The following is a 13,333-nucleotide window of genomic DNA, read 5'->3' on the forward strand; positions in this document are numbered from 1 at the left end:
TTCGCGGGGGAACGAGGCTTTTTCAATCAAGCTTTAGTTTCCGGCCGCCAAGCGCGCGACCGTGTCGATCAGCAGCGCGATGTCGGTGTCGCGCGACAGGCGGTGATCGCCGCCCTTGACGAGCGTGACCTGCACATCGTCGCTCGCGAGCGCCGCCGCCAGGCGCAGGCTGATGTCGGGCGGAACGTCGCCATCCTCCTGCCCGTGGAGCAGGCGGACAGGGCAGGTGAGGGGGATTTCGGCGTCGAGCAGCCGGTTCGCCTCGCCCGACCGGAAAAAGCCGCGCGTCGTCACATAAGGCTGGTCGCCATAGGGCGTCTCCTCGACCAGCGCACCTTCGGCAAGGATGATCGCCTTTTCCTCGGGCGTGAAGCCCCAGTCGGTGAAGTCGGGCGCCGCCGCGATGCCGACCAGCCCCGCGACGCGGCCCGGCCCGTCGCGCCGGACGATCGCGAGCGCGGTGAGCAGCATCAGCCAGCCGCCCATCGACGAGCCGACGAGGATGACGGGGCCATCGACCTTCGCATCGATCAGGTCGAGCACATCGCCGCGCCAGTCGAGCAAGGTCTGCTCGGCGAACAGCCCGTCCGACAGCCCGCACCCGGCATAGTCGAGCAACAGGCACGCGCGCGCTTCGGCGGCGGCCCAATCGAACAGCGCGGTCGCCTTGCCCCCCGCCATGTCGGACATATAGCCGGGCAGGAAGACGATCGTCGGCCCCGCGCCGGGCGTGAAACGATAGGCGAGCCGTGGGCGGCCTGTGCGGTCGAGATAATGAGTGGCGGAGGGTTCGGACAAAAAGGGCCTCCTATTCCCGTTCGTGTCGAGCGAAGTCGAGACACCCCGAAGGCGTGAATGACCGATGAGCATCTCGACTTCGCTCGATGCGAACGGAATTATGGGCGGCCCTCGGAGCAGTCACGCCGCTCAGATCACCCAGTCGACGGTGCTCATCTGCGCCACCGCCTGTCCCCTGGCGCGGCGCTGCTCGACCATGATCCTGTTGAGCCGCTGGATCGTGTCGCTGCCCGTGGTGATGCACCATCCCGGCACGACCGCATGAACCAGTGCGCACAACCCGCCCCAGATCATCGTCACCCCGAAACGCGAGGCAACAAAGAAATGCTCGACATAGCTTTCATCGACGCTTTTGGGATGTTCGACGAACAGGCGTTTGAACATGATGGCGATCCCTTGCTGCGGCTCGGTGACGCCCTAGCGGGGGAGGAGCGCGGTCGCAAGGCGGCAGCCGGTCAATCCTTCAGGAAAATGGCTTCGATCGGCAGGCCGAAGAGGTCGGCGATGCGAAAGGCGAGCGGCAATGACGGGTCATATTTGCCCGTCTCGATCGCGTTGACCGACTGGCGCGATACCTCCAGTCGGTCGGCCAGATCCTGCTGGCTCCAGTCGCGCTCGGCGCGCAGGACTTTGAGGCGGTTCTTCACGGGCAGGGTCCGCCATCGCCGATCGTCGCCTTGTTGACCAGCGAACCCGCTGCCAGCCCGAGGCACCAGACCGGGAAGACATAGAAGAGCGGCACCCTGGGCACGTCGGTGAGCAGCTCCAATATCCCCCAGCCGCTCGCGAGCGCCAGCGTCAATCCGGTTGCGACGAGCATCTTGCGGATCTCCAGCATCCGGACATATTCGTCTGACAATTCGGTGATATAGCGCGCCATCGCCCAGATGAATCCCGATGTCGCGAGGGCCGGAACCAGCGCCACCGCGACAGTCAGCGGGGTGGCTGCGGCGTCGTCGGGAATGATCCTGCTCGCCAGCATCACCGTAACAATATAGGCGATCGAGATCGGAATCATGCGGCCGATATAACGCCGCCGCGCAGAGATCGAGGCCATCGCTCAGCTCTTCCGGCAGGCCGCGCGCGGCGTGGTCGCGACCATGGCGATGGGCAGGGCCAGGACAAGTGCGCTGCCCACCGACGCCGGGATGAGGTCGGCGATCCACGCAAGGGCAATGGCGAAACTGGCAACAGCCCAGATCAGGGCACGGAATAAAGGCGGCATTGGTCAGGCTCCCTTGTTAATAAGTAAAGGAACATTGACACAGCGAATCGAAATTGTCAAGCAACATTGACTAAATGCCAAGCTTGCCAAACAGATTGCATCCGGCTGTGGACGCAAGGAGTGGCCCGGAACTAGCCCGGATGCTCGCCTACATCGTGACGCCGACGCCGGTTCACCAGGTGCGTGGTGGCCAGCATGACGGCGCCGAGCGACGTCAGCAGTCGGTCGGCGGTTTGCGCGTCGGGCAACGCCAACCAGCCTTCGTGCGCGGCGAGGCCAGCCGCAAGAAAGCTGATGCCGACGACCGCGAGGAGGGTGGGGCATTGTGCCCGTGCCGCTGCCGCCCTCCATTGATGGCGATGGCCGCGGTCGGGAGCGCAATCATCAATATCGCTGCGTGAACCCCGTCGGGCAGGTGGAGCCAGCTGCCGAGCGCGGGTGCGACCAGCAGCGCGAGCGGAAGCGCAAGGCAGTGGACGAGGCAGGCGGACGACAGGGCGATACCGGCGAGGTCCGCGGTCCGGGCGCGCGGCGAGGGGAGGCACATGACATGTCTTTCGCGGGAGGGATTGCGACGCCAGATAATGATACATAGTATCATTGCAACCCCCGTTGCGAATCCCGCCCTTGCCGCTCCTATCGCTTGCTGGCAAAGGGGCGCCGCACTTTTGCGCAAGAAAGGCCGTTTTTTCGATGTCCGACATGATCCGCGTCACCCTTCCCGATGGCTCTGCCCGTGAAGTCGCGCGCGGGACCACCCCGGCCGAGATCGCGGCCGCCATCGGCCCCGGCCTTGCCAAGGCGGCGCTGGCGGCAAAAATCGACGGCGAACTGCGCGACATCATGCGACCGCTGGAGGAAGACACGAACCTGGCGCTGGTCACCAGCCGCGACGAGGCCGATGCGCTCGAACTCGCGCGCCACGATTATGCGCATGTCCTCGCCGAAGCGGTGCAGACGCTGTTTCCGGGCACGCAGATCACCTTTGGTCCCGCGACGAGCGACGGCTTTTATTACGACTTCGCGCCGACCGCTGAACATGGCCCATTCCGCGACGAGGAACTGCCGCTGATCGAGGAGGAGATGCGCCGCATCATCGCCGCCGACAAGCCGCTGCGCCGCGAGGTGTGGGACCGCGACGCGCTGATCGCCCGCTGGAAGAAGGACGGCGAGACGTTCAAGGCCGAATGGGCGGCCGAGCTGCCCGCGGGCGAGGAGATCAGCGTTTACTGGTCGGGCGACGACTGGATGGACATGTGCCGCGGGCCGCATCTGGCGTCGACGGGCAAGCTCGACCCGGCGGCGTTCAAGCTCACGCGGGTTTCGGGCGCCTATTGGCGCGGCGACCAGAAAAATGCGCAGCTTTCGCGCATCTATGGCACCGGCTGGCTGAACAGGAAGCAGCTCGCCGAGCATCTTGTCCGGCTGGAGGAAGCGGCCAAGCGCGACCATCGTCGGCTGGGGCAGGAGATGGACCTGTTCCACCTGCAACAGGAGGCGCATGGTTCGGTCTTCTGGCATCCCAATGGCTTCGTCGTGTGGCGCGAGCTCGAGGCCTATATGCGCCGCGCGATCGACGCCGCGGGCTATCGCGAGGTCAAGACGCCGCAGGTGATGGACGCGCGCCAGTGGGAACAGTCGGGCCACTGGGGCAAATATCGCGAAAATATGTTCGTCATCCCCGACGAGGTGCCGAACACCGAGGATGAAGGCCCGATCGTCTCCGACGATGCCGAGTGGATGGCGCTGAAGCCGATGAATTGCCCGGCGCATGTGCTGATCTTCCGCCAGGGCATGAAAAGCTATCGCGACCTGCCGCTGCGGCTTTACGAAAATGGCTGCTGCCACCGCAACGAACCCCACGGTGCGCTGCACGGGCTGATGCGCGTGCGCCAGTTCACCCAGGACGACGCGCATATCTTCTGCCGCGAAGATCAGATCGTCGAGGAAGTCCGCAATTTCTGCGCGCTCGCCGACCGCATCTACAAGGATTTCGGCTTCACCTATGCGATCAAGCTGGCGCTGCGTCCCGAAAAGCGCTTCGGCAGCGACGCGATGTGGGACAAGTCCGAGGATGAGCTGCGCAACGCGGTGATCGAGGCGGGGCTTGCGACCGAGCAATATGGCTGGGAGGAACTGCCCGGCGAAGGCGCCTTCTATGCGCCCAAGCTCGAATGGCATCTGACCGACGCGATCGGCCGGACGTGGCAGGTCGGCACGATCCAGTCCGACCGCGTGCTCCCCGACCGGCTCGACGCCTCCTATATTGGCGAGGATGGCGAGCGGCATCGCCCGGTGATGCTCCACCGCGCGATCTTCGGCAGCTATGAACGCTTTATCGGCATTTTGATCGAGCATTTCGTCGGCCGCTTCCCGACCTGGCTCGCGCCGGTGCAGGCAGTCGTCGCGACGATCGTCAGCGACGCCGACGATTATGCGAAGGCCGCGACCGCACGGCTCGTCGCCGCGGGCATCCGCACCGAGAGCGATCTGCGCAACGAAAAGATCAACTACAAGGTGCGCGAACACAGCCTCGCCAAAGTCCCCCACCTGCTCGTCGTCGGCAAGCGCGAGGCCGAGGAAGGCACCGTCGCGATCCGCACGCTGGGGCAGGACGGCCAGCGCATCATGCCGCTCGCCGAAGCGATCGCGATGCTGAAGACCCAGGCGACCCCGCCGGACCTCAAGGTCCGGTGAGCGCGGTCGGCTTCGGTCGCCACGCGGCGGACGAGCGGCTGCCGCGGCATCGCCATGCCCATGGCTATATCGCGGTCGTGCTCGGCGGCGGATATGAAGAAGCGGGCGACGAGGGGCGGTTTGCGGTGCGGCCGGGCATGGTCGTCGTCCACGGGTGCTGGACCGCGCATCTCGACCGCTTCGGCGCGCGTGGGGCGGAGGTGCTCAACCTGCCCTTAGTGCCGGGACTGGCGCCCGGTGTCGGCACGATCGACGATCCCGACACGGCGGCGCGGCTGGCCGAGCGCGACCCGCGCGCCGCGGCGGCGTTCGTTGCGGAGTGGTTCTGCGCGAGCGACGATCGACACACCGACTGGCCCGACCGGCTCGCCGCGGCGCTCGGCGCCGATCCCGACCTTGCGATCACGCCATGGGCGCGCGCCGTCGGCCTCGATCCGGCGTCGGTCAGCCGCGGTTTCGCGCGCGCCTATGGCACCAGCCCCAAGCGCTTCCGCCTCGAAGCGCGAACGCGCCGCGCCCTTGCCGCGCTGCCCGGCTGGCGCGGTACGCTCGCCGATCTCGCGGCCGACCAGGGTTTCGCCGACCAGGCGCATCTCGCTCGCGCGGTCGCGGCGATGACCGGCCTTCCGCCCGTGCGCCTGCGGGCAAAGTCCGTTCAAGCCAGCGGGGTGCCGCGCGGCTAGGCAGTGGGCATGCATCGCCGACACCTCCTCGCCGCCGCGCTCGCCGCACCCGCCCTTTCGCTCCTGCCGTCCGTCCCCGCCCTCGCGCAGCCGCAACGCCCGCCGATGCGCACGCGGTGGAAAGTTCGCGCCTCCGAAGGCTTCGATGCGCTCGCCTTCCTCGGTCCGCTGGCGGGCGGCGAGCTTTACCTTCCCTATTACAAGGCTGACGCCGACGTCTTCGCCGCGGAGCTGCCTGCCGCCGCGCACGCCGAGATCGCGGCGCTGTGGAAAGAGGCCGAGCGCGCGCAGTTTGGGCTGCTCGGCCCGAACCTCTCGGTAATCTTCTCGAACGGCAATGATGGCGATCTCGCGGCGCTGATCGCAGGGGCCGCCGACCCGGAGGCGCGACTGCTGCCCGCCTATCGGGCCAGCCCCTATTGGGCCGAGGCCGACTGGCGCTGGTTCGTCGGTGCGGCGCCGCGGCTGCGCGCCGTGTTCGAGGCGATGCAGACGGCGGGCTTTGCCGCGTTTCGCCAACGCCGTATCGGCGATATCGACGCGCGCATCGCAGAGCTGACGCGCAGCCTCGGCGATTATGACGTGATCCGCTGGCACGAAAAGCTCACGGGGCGCGGGTTCGACCCGCAGATCGAGGTCGTGCTGCTGCAATTCTGCAAACCGCACGGGATCAAGGTGCAGGGGCAGACGTTCCTGCAGGCGACCGACTGGGGCGTGCCGATCACCGTGCGCAACGCCGCGCACGAGATGCTGCACCCGCCGATCCCGATGGACGGGCCCGCGGCAACCGCAGCGCTCGCGCTGCTTGGCAAGGACCCGTTGATCCCGCGCATCGTCGCCGACCATGATCCCAAATGGGGCTATACGACGCTCGAAGGGATGCTGAACGAGGATATGGCGCAGGCGCTCGATCAGCTTATCAGCGAGGCTTTGGGCGTCGCGCGCAATCCCGCCGACCGCTGGCGCAAGGCCGACGACGGCATCCATGTGCTCGCCGGTGCGATTTATGGAATGCTGCGGCAGGATCGCTGGGTGGAAAGCGGCGGTTCGATCGAAGCATGGCTGGCGGACGCGGTGCGCGCGGGCCGTTTCGATCCGCCGCGGCTTCACGCGATCGCGGCGCAGGTGCTCGAACGACCGGTTGACGCGCTCTGGCCGCTCGGCTGAGGGACTAGCCGGGACCCGTTCGCTGCGGTATCGGCCGCGCGATGACCAGCCTGACCCACCTTGTCGGCTTCGCGCCGCTGACGCTCGCGGGCGCCGCCGCGATGACCTTTGGCGCCGCCTATGTCCGCGGGCTCACCGGGTTCGGCATGGCGATCATCCTCGTGCCGCTGCTCGGCCTCATCATGCCGCCGGGCGAGGCGGTGGTTATGGGCATTTTGCTGCAACTCCTGATCGGCCCGGTCGGGATAGGCATGATCGTCGCCGACGCCGATCGCGCGACCGCCTGGCCGATCGGCCTGCTCGCGATGGCGCTGACGCCGCTCGGCATGGTCGCGCTCGACCATACGCCCGCCGACCTCGCGCGCCTGCTCATCACGCTCGCCGCGGTCGCCGCCTTCGTCGCGGTGCTGCTTCCCAAACAGGCGGAGGGGCACCGGCCCGGCAAGCTCGCGGTCGCGGGCACGGGAATAGCCTCGGGCATCCTCACCGGCTTCGCCGCCATGCCCGGCCCGCCTGTCGTGCCCTTCTATCTGCGTCGCCGCGTCGAGCCGAAGGTGGCGCGCGCGTCGATGCTGATGATCTTCTTCATGACCGCAATCGCTGGCACGCTCGCGGCGCTCTGGCTCGGCATCGCGAACTGGCGGCTTTTGCTCGTGTCGCTGATCCTCTTCGCGCCGATGTGGCTCGGCAACCGCGTCGGCGCTCGCCACTTCGGCCGCGTGCCCCCGCACATCTGGCAGGCAATGGTCGCCCTCGTGCTGGGGGTCGCGGCGGTTTCGGCGGTAGTGCGCTTGATATAGTAACATTACTATATTTTGTATGGACACAGCGTAGATATAGTATATGTTCCTATCCGAAAGGAGCGAGTCATGGGCAAATATGACCCGCTCGGCGAGCATCTTCGGGCGCTACCCGGCGATCGATGGAATGCGAGTTTTGCCGAGATCGAGCGCATTTTGGGCTTCCGTTTGCCGAGTAGCGCGCGCGAGCACCGCGCCTGGTGGGCCAATCACAGCGGCGGTAATCACAGCCAGGCCGCGGCGTGGGTGAAAGCCGGATGGGAAACGCGCGACGTCGATCAGAAACGCGAGCGCATCGGGTTCGAGCGGGTGCGGTCGCAGGGACAGGCGGCTCAGCAACCGGCGGCCGATTTGTGGGCCGAAGCCGCGCGTATCACCGGCATCAGGGATCGCGGCGAGCTGGAGCGGGCGGCTGCCAGCGCGCTTATCCAGCGCGAGGCGGCACGAAAGCTGGCGTTGATGGGCGGTAGCGACCCCGGCGCGACAGCGGCGCCGCGCGAGCGATCCGGCGCGTGATCCTGATCGACAGTTCGGTCTGGATCGATCATCTGCGCAGCGCCAATGCGGGGCTTGCGCTGGCGCTTGCCGAAGGCCGCATCGTTCAGCACCCATTCGTCACCGCCGAGCTGGCGCTCGGCTCGCTGGCGAGCCGCGACCGGTTCGTCGCGATGCTCGGCTTGCTTTCGCCCGCGCCAGTGGTCGAAAGCGCAAGATTGCTCGACTTCATAACGAACCACCGCCTGTTCGGCACCGGACTCGGCATGGTCGATGCGCATCTGTTGGCATCGACCGCCGAGCTGGGCGCCGCACGGCTCTGGACGAGCGATCGGCGGCTCGCGGAACAGGCGGAACGGCTCGGCCTTCTTTATCGACCCTGACGCCACCTCGCGTATAAGGATCAAAGACTCCGCAGCGCCTGCGCCGGTTTCACCGACAGCAAGGGCCAGCTTCCCGCGATGCCGATCAGGAAGGACAGGCCCGCGCCGCCGATCAGCGTCGCACCGACGATCAGCGGGTCGGGCGCGAAGCCGAACTCGAACAGGCTGACGACGACATAGCGCGCCGCGATCAGGCCAAGCCCCAAGGCCAGTACCGCCAGCACCGCCGCGAGCGCCGCATATTCCATCGCCTGCGCGCCGAGAATCTGGCCTCTTGTGGCGCCGAGCAGCTTCAGGATCACGCTGTCATAGACGCGCCGTTCGCGGCTCGCGGCGATCGCACCGATCAGCACCGCGATGCCGGCGAGGATCGCGATGCTCGCCGCCGCGGCGATCGCCTGGCTCATCTGGGTGAGGAGCAATGTGACCTGGCTGACGACATCGCGCACCGCGATCAGCGAGGCGGAGGGGAAGGCGCGCGGGATGCGACGCGCCAGATCTTCTTCGGCCGCGCCGTCAACGGCGATGGTCGCGACCATATTGTGCGGCGCCGCATCGAACGTGCCCGGCGAAAAGACCAGCACATAGTTCAGCCCGAAATTGTCCCAATTGACGGTGCGGAACGATGCGACCTTTGCCTGGACCTCGACCCCCAGCACATTGACCGACAGCGTATCGCCGAGTTTCAGGCCGAGTGAGGTCGCCACCTCCTGCTCGACGCTGACCAGCGGCGGCCCCGCATAATCCGCCGCCCACCAGCTGCCGCCGACCAGCTCGCTGCCGTTCGGCAAGTTGGCGCTGTAGGTCAGCCCGCGGTCGCCGCGCAGCACCCACGCGCCTTCGGGCAGTTCGGCGAGTTCGTCGACACGGCTGCCCGCAAACTCGGTGATGCTGCCGCGCAGCGCGGGTATCATGTTGATTTCGGCCTTTGGGTCGGCCTCCGTCACGATGGAGCGGAAGCGCGCCGCATCGCTGCGCGGCACGTCGAGCACGAAGAAGCTCGGCGCGCGCTGCGGCACGGTGCGGGCGATTTCGGCGGTGATGCTCGTCTGGATCGCCGCGAGCGTCACGAAGAGGGTGAGGCCCAGGCCGAGCGCGACGACAAGCGCGCCGGTCGCGGCGCCGGGGCGGTGCAGGTTCGCAAGCGCGAGGCGCAGCAGCGGGCGGCGCGGACGCGGCAGGCGGCTCGCGATGCGGCGCACCAGCCAGCCGAGCACAACGAGAATCAGGAGCAGGCCGGTCGCTGCCCCGACGAAGCCCAGCGCAAACAGCGGCTCGCGCGCGGTGCCGACCGCGAGCGCGACGATTGCCACAAAGGCCACGGCAACGGCAATGAGCGCGGGCCGGTCGATCCGCGCCGCGCGGTCGACCGTCGCGCGATACAGCCCTGCCGCGGGCACATGCTTCGTCGCCGCAAGCGGCGGCAAGGCAAAGGCGATGGCGATGAGCAGGCCATAGGCGGCACTGACGCCAAGCGGCAGCGGATAGAGCGCGAACCCAGGCCGCACCGGCAGCACGTCGCCTGCGATCCAGCCGATCGCGGCGGGCGCAAGTGCGCCGACCGCCAGCCCTGCGACGATCGATACCGTCGCGACCGCCAGTATCTGCAACCCATAGATGCGCAGCACCGTCGCGCTGTCGGCGCCGAGCACTTTCAATGTCGCGAGGCCCGGCCGTTTGCCCGCAAGATAGCTGGCGACGCCATTGCCAACGCCGATCCCGGCGATCACCAGCGCGGCGAGGCCGACCAGCGACAGGAATTGCCCCATGCGTTCGATAAAGCGCCGCGTGCCCGGCGCGCCGTTGCTGCGATCGGTGATGTCCCAGCCGGCGTCCGGAAATTGTTCGGTCAACGCTTCGCCAACCGCTTCGGGATCGGCGCTCGCGGGCAGGCGCAGGCGATATTTGCTTTCATATAGGCTGCCCGGCTGGATCAGCCGCGTCGCAGGCAGGTCGTCAAGGCCGATGATCGCGACCGGGCCCAGCGTAAAGCCTTCGCCCAGCCGGTCAGGCTCCTCGGCAATGATGCCGTCGATCAGGAAAGATTTGTCGCCGAACTTGACCTGCCCGCCAACCTTGAGATCAAGGCGCGAGGCCATGTCCTTGCCGATCCAGATCGCGCCCGGCGGCGGCGGTCCCTGCCGCACACCGCTTTCGAGCCGCAGCGCGCCATAGAGCGGATAGGCGCTATCGACCGCTTTCAGTTCGGACAGCAGCGCATCGCCGTCGGGATCGTTCGCCATCGCGCGCATCCGCACGGTGGCCGACGGTGTGCCGACGCGGCGAAAGGCGGCCATTTCCTCCGATGTGGCTTCGCGTTGCGGCAGGCTGAACTCGACGTCGCCGCCCAGGATCGTTTGCCCGCGCACTTCAAGTTCGCTGGTGATGCCGCGCGTCAGGCTGCCGATCGCCGCGAGCGTTGCGACGCCGAGGAACAGGCAGACGGCGAGCAGGCGCAGCCCGCGAATGCGCGCGGCAAGGTCGCGGCGGGCGATGCGCCAGAGTGAGGCGAGGGGTAGCATCAGAGCTGCGCCCTCTCAGCCCGTTCGTGTCGAGCGAAGTCGAGACACCCATCGAAACGGAGCAAGGTCGAGGGGCATCTCGACTTCGCTCGATGCGAGCGGAATGGGACGGTTGTCACGCCGCCCGTTCCTCGATCTTGCCGTCATGCATCACCACCACCCGGTCGCAATGTTCGGCCAGTTCGGGGTCGTGGGTGATGATCAGCAGGGTCGCGCCCAGCGCCGCGCGGCGCGCAAAGATCAGCTCGATGATCGCATGACCCGTCGCGGTGTCGAGGTTGCCCGTCGGCTCGTCGGCAAAGATGATCGCGGGTTCGCTCGCCATCGCGCGTGCGATTGCGACGCGTTGTTGTTCGCCGCCCGACAGTTGCGCAGGATAATGGGCGAGGCGATGACCGAGCCCGACCGCTTCGAGTTCGGCGGCGGCGCGGCCGAACGGATCGGGGATTCCTGCCAGTTCCAGCGGCACCGCGACATTTTCCAGCGCGGTCATCGTCGGCAGCAGGTGAAAGGCCTGGAGCACGATGCCGATGCGACCGCGGCGCGCGCGCGCCAGCGCGTCCTCGTCCATCGCCGCGAAATCGAGCCCCGCGACCTTGATCGAGCCGCCGTTCGCGCGTTCGAGCCCCGCGAGCACCGCCATCAGCGAGCTTTTGCCCGACCCCGACGGACCGAGCAGCGCGACCGACGTGCCCGCGGCGACCTCGAGGTCGACCCCGCGCAAAATTTCGACGGGGGCCTTGTCGCTCCCCAGGGTCAGCGTCACATTATGAGCGGCAATCGCCAGATCCGGCGAAGGTCGGGAAACGTCGGTCAAGAAGGAACCCTTTGGAAATGAAAACGGCCGGATGGCGGTCTGCCTTGATATATGGTTGCGTCTTCGCGCTTTGCCAACCGCTTGCCGCCTGCGGCTCGGCGGAGGCGCCACCGGCATCGACGAACGACGGAAAGGCGGCGAAAGCCGTCCCCGCGATTCCCGCCGACGCACCGCTCGTCATTGCGTTCGGCGACAGCCTCTACGCCGGTTACCAGCTTGGGCCCAAAGAAGGACTGGCGCCGCAGCTTCAGGCCGCGCTCGCCGCCGACGGCGTCGTTGCGCGCGTTCAGAATGCCGGCGTGTCGGGCGATACGAGCGCCGCGGGCCGCCAGCGGCTGACCTATGTGCTCGACAATGCGAAGGTGAAGCCGACGCTCATCGTGCTGGGGCTCGGCGGCAACGACATGCTGCGTGGCATCGGCCCCGACCAGACGCGCGCCAATCTCGACGCCATGCTCGCCGAGCTTCAAAGGCGCGACATTCCCGTACTGCTCACCGGCATGATGGCGGCGCCGAACCTTGGCAGCGACTATGCGGACAAGTTTAACGCCATCTTTCCCGATCTCGCCGCGAAATATGACGTAAGCTTCTATCCCTTCATCCTCGACAATGTCGTCACCAATAAGGCGCTGATGCTCGGCGACAATCTCCATCCCAATGCCAAGGGCGTGAAGGTCGTGGCCGACGCCCTCGCGCCGCTCGTCGAGCAGGCGCTGCCTGACGCGGAATAAATCCTCCCCATGGCTTCGCCACAGGGAGGATCAGAGCCTCAACCTCCCCGCGGCCCGAACAGGATGATCGCCGCGCCGCCCAGGCACACCGCGGCGCCGATCAAATCCCAGCGGTCGGGCTTCGCCCCCTCGACCGCCCACAGCCAGAGCAGCGCCGCGGCGATATAAACGCCGCCATAGGCAGCATAAGTGCGCCCCGCATGATCGGCCTCGACCAGTGTGAGCAGGTAAGCGAACAGCGCGAGCGAGGCGATCCCCGGCACCACCCACCACACCGACTTGTCCATCCTGAGCCACGCCCAGAAGGCGAAGCAGCCCGCGATCTCCGCCAGCGCCGCGCCGATATATGCAAAAGCCGTCATGCGCGGCACCGTGCCCCGGCGCTGCGCAAATGAAAAGGGGCGACCCGCGGGCCGCCCCTTCCTGTGTCGGGCGCTTTCCGAACGGATCAGAAAGCGAAACCGACGCCGACGACGAAGCTGTCGAAGTCGCCGAAGTTCTCGATGAACTGGTGGCGATACTCCCCCTTGGCGTACAGGTTCTGGCCCAGCTTGTGCTGGTAGCCTGCGCCGACATAGGGATCGTCGATGTCGCCGAAGGTGTAGCCGCCGGTGGCGTAGAGCTTGCCGTTGGCGCCGATCTTGGCACCGGCGCGCGCGCCGGCCGAGAACTGGACGTTCGCGCCGTCGACGAGCACCTTGTCGCCCGCGATTTCGGCGCCGAGGAAGGTCGAGCTGCCGAGGTCGAAGTCATAACCGGCGGCGGCGCCGAGCGTGGCTTCGTCCTGGCCATTGCCGGTGATCAGGCCGCCGCGAACTTCCACGCGGCCTTCGCCGCCGGGGGCCGCAAGGGCGGGGGAGGCGAGGGCGGCCGAGAGGAGAGCGGCTGCAACTGCGAATTTTTTCATTTTTCGTTCCTTCATTCTTGACAGGACCACGCCCTTTGGGTCGCGGCCCGGCCCCTAAATGGCGTCGGCGCCTGTCGCGTCAATGAACGGATCGTTCAGAATGTGACA

The 13,333-nt window shown here is 67.1% G+C and carries 17 protein-coding genes; 7 read left to right on the forward strand and 10 right to left on the reverse strand.

Features of this window, described 5'->3' with window-relative positions:
- Positions 1–33: 33 nt before the first annotated feature.
- From SALA_RS03430 to SALA_RS17720, 6 genes are all read right to left on the reverse strand, one after another.
- Positions 34–798: an alpha/beta fold hydrolase gene (locus SALA_RS03430; protein WP_011540998.1), complete on the reverse strand. Its 765-nt coding sequence runs from the start codon at positions 796–798 to the stop codon at positions 34–36.
- 129 nt (positions 799–927) lie between these two features.
- Positions 928–1,182 (reverse strand): DUF6356 family protein, encoded by a 255-nt coding sequence (locus tag SALA_RS03435; RefSeq protein ID WP_011540999.1) that lies wholly within the window; start codon positions 1,180–1,182, stop codon positions 928–930.
- Between the two features lie 71 nt (positions 1,183–1,253).
- On the reverse strand, positions 1,254–1,445 hold the full coding sequence (locus SALA_RS03440) for a helix-turn-helix transcriptional regulator (protein ID WP_011541000.1): 192 nt from the start codon (positions 1,443–1,445) through the stop codon (positions 1,254–1,256).
- The gene (locus SALA_RS03445) at positions 1,442–1,855 is read right to left on the reverse strand and encodes a hypothetical protein (RefSeq protein WP_011541001.1); all 414 of its coding nucleotides are present in this window, start codon (positions 1,853–1,855) and stop codon (positions 1,442–1,444) included. The genes SALA_RS03440 and SALA_RS03445 overlap by 4 nt, the downstream gene beginning before the upstream one ends.
- Before the next feature lie 3 nt (positions 1,856–1,858).
- Positions 1,859–2,023, reverse strand: a complete 165-nt coding sequence (locus tag SALA_RS17060) for a hypothetical protein (protein ID WP_153802623.1) — start codon at positions 2,021–2,023, stop codon at positions 1,859–1,861.
- Between the two features lie 214 nt (positions 2,024–2,237).
- Complete coding sequence (locus SALA_RS17720) at positions 2,238–2,624, reverse strand: MerC domain-containing protein (RefSeq protein WP_084764662.1); 387 nt, start codon at positions 2,622–2,624, stop codon at positions 2,238–2,240.
- 92 nt (positions 2,625–2,716) lie between these two features.
- Between SALA_RS17720 and thrS the strand changes: the two genes are divergently transcribed.
- The 6 genes from thrS (at position 2,717) to SALA_RS03480 (ending at position 8,248) form a co-directional block, all read left to right on the forward strand.
- Positions 2,717–4,720: a threonine--tRNA ligase gene (gene thrS, locus SALA_RS03455; RefSeq protein WP_011541003.1), complete on the forward strand. Its 2,004-nt coding sequence runs from the start codon at positions 2,717–2,719 to the stop codon at positions 4,718–4,720.
- Positions 4,717–5,403 carry an AraC family transcriptional regulator gene (locus SALA_RS16395; RefSeq protein WP_011541004.1) on the forward strand — a complete coding sequence of 229 codons (687 nt, stop codon included), beginning with the start codon at positions 4,717–4,719 and terminating at the stop codon, positions 5,401–5,403. Before thrS ends, SALA_RS16395 begins: the two co-directional genes overlap by 4 nt.
- A 9-nt stretch (positions 5,404–5,412) precedes the next feature.
- Positions 5,413–6,570 carry a hypothetical protein gene (locus tag SALA_RS03465; RefSeq protein ID WP_011541005.1) on the forward strand — a complete coding sequence of 386 codons (1,158 nt, stop codon included), beginning with the start codon at positions 5,413–5,415 and terminating at the stop codon, positions 6,568–6,570.
- A 41-nt stretch (positions 6,571–6,611) separates the two neighbouring features.
- On the forward strand, positions 6,612–7,370 hold the full coding sequence (locus SALA_RS03470; RefSeq protein WP_011541006.1) for a sulfite exporter TauE/SafE family protein: 759 nt from the start codon (positions 6,612–6,614) through the stop codon (positions 7,368–7,370).
- Positions 7,371–7,439: 69 nt separating this feature from the next.
- A complete protein-coding gene (locus SALA_RS17445; protein ID WP_011541007.1) occupies positions 7,440–7,886 on the forward strand; it encodes a DUF7662 domain-containing protein in 447 nt (148 codons plus the stop codon).
- Complete coding sequence (locus SALA_RS03480; RefSeq protein ID WP_011541008.1) at positions 7,883–8,248, forward strand: type II toxin-antitoxin system VapC family toxin; 366 nt, start codon at positions 7,883–7,885, stop codon at positions 8,246–8,248. Before SALA_RS17445 ends, SALA_RS03480 begins: the two co-directional genes overlap by 4 nt.
- Before the next feature lie 20 nt (positions 8,249–8,268).
- Here SALA_RS03480 and SALA_RS03485 read toward each other — a convergent pair whose 3' ends face one another.
- Together SALA_RS03485 and SALA_RS03490 are read right to left on the reverse strand one after the other, a co-directional pair.
- Positions 8,269–10,770 carry an ABC transporter permease gene (locus SALA_RS03485; protein WP_011541009.1) on the reverse strand — a complete coding sequence of 834 codons (2,502 nt, stop codon included), beginning with the start codon at positions 10,768–10,770 and terminating at the stop codon, positions 8,269–8,271.
- Between the two features lie 115 nt (positions 10,771–10,885).
- Complete coding sequence (locus tag SALA_RS03490) at positions 10,886–11,587, reverse strand: ABC transporter ATP-binding protein (RefSeq protein WP_011541010.1); 702 nt, start codon at positions 11,585–11,587, stop codon at positions 10,886–10,888.
- Between the two features lie 17 nt (positions 11,588–11,604).
- Here SALA_RS03490 and SALA_RS03495 point away from each other — a divergent pair, with 17 nt between their 5' ends.
- Entirely contained in the window at positions 11,605–12,318 is a 714-nt protein-coding gene (locus tag SALA_RS03495; RefSeq protein ID WP_011541011.1) for an arylesterase, read from the forward strand.
- Positions 12,319–12,356: 38 nt separating this feature from the next.
- Here SALA_RS03495 and SALA_RS03500 read toward each other — a convergent pair whose 3' ends face one another.
- Both SALA_RS03500 and SALA_RS03505 read right to left on the reverse strand, forming a co-directional pair.
- A complete protein-coding gene (locus SALA_RS03500; RefSeq protein WP_011541012.1) occupies positions 12,357–12,680 on the reverse strand; it encodes a YnfA family protein in 324 nt (107 codons plus the stop codon).
- An 86-nt stretch (positions 12,681–12,766) separates the two neighbouring features.
- Positions 12,767–13,225 carry an outer membrane protein gene (locus SALA_RS03505; RefSeq protein ID WP_011541013.1) on the reverse strand — a complete coding sequence of 153 codons (459 nt, stop codon included), beginning with the start codon at positions 13,223–13,225 and terminating at the stop codon, positions 12,767–12,769.
- Positions 13,226–13,333: the final 108 nt, after the last annotated feature.

The organism is Sphingopyxis alaskensis RB2256, assembly GCF_000013985.1.
Lineage (GTDB): Bacteria > Pseudomonadota > Alphaproteobacteria > Sphingomonadales > Sphingomonadaceae > Sphingopyxis > Sphingopyxis alaskensis.

Coding starts and splice junctions, on each gene's coding strand:
- SALA_RS03435 (WP_011540999.1), bottom strand. CDS start 1,182: ATGTTCAAACGCCTGTTCGTCGAACATCCCAAAAGCGTCGATGAAAGC.
- SALA_RS03445 (WP_011541001.1), bottom strand. CDS start 1,855: ATGGCCTCGATCTCTGCGCGGCGGCGTTATATCGGCCGCATGATTCCG.
- SALA_RS17060 (WP_153802623.1), bottom strand. CDS start 2,023: ATGCCGCCTTTATTCCGTGCCCTGATCTGGGCTGTTGCCAGTTTCGCC.
- SALA_RS17720 (WP_084764662.1), bottom strand. CDS start 2,624: ATGATACTATGTATCATTATCTGGCGTCGCAATCCCTCCCGCGAAAGA.
- thrS (WP_011541003.1), top strand. CDS start 2,717: ATGTCCGACATGATCCGCGTCACCCTTCCCGATGGCTCTGCCCGTGAA.
- SALA_RS03465 (WP_011541005.1), top strand. CDS start 5,413: ATGCATCGCCGACACCTCCTCGCCGCCGCGCTCGCCGCACCCGCCCTT.
- SALA_RS03470 (WP_011541006.1), top strand. CDS start 6,612: ATGACCAGCCTGACCCACCTTGTCGGCTTCGCGCCGCTGACGCTCGCG.
- SALA_RS17445 (WP_011541007.1), top strand. CDS start 7,440: ATGGGCAAATATGACCCGCTCGGCGAGCATCTTCGGGCGCTACCCGGC.
- SALA_RS03485 (WP_011541009.1), bottom strand. CDS start 10,770: ATGCTACCCCTCGCCTCACTCTGGCGCATCGCCCGCCGCGACCTTGCC.
- SALA_RS03495 (WP_011541011.1), top strand. CDS start 11,605: ATGAAAACGGCCGGATGGCGGTCTGCCTTGATATATGGTTGCGTCTTC.
- SALA_RS03500 (WP_011541012.1), bottom strand. CDS start 12,680: ATGACGGCTTTTGCATATATCGGCGCGGCGCTGGCGGAGATCGCGGGC.
- SALA_RS03505 (WP_011541013.1), bottom strand. CDS start 13,225: ATGAAAAAATTCGCAGTTGCAGCCGCTCTCCTCTCGGCCGCCCTCGCC.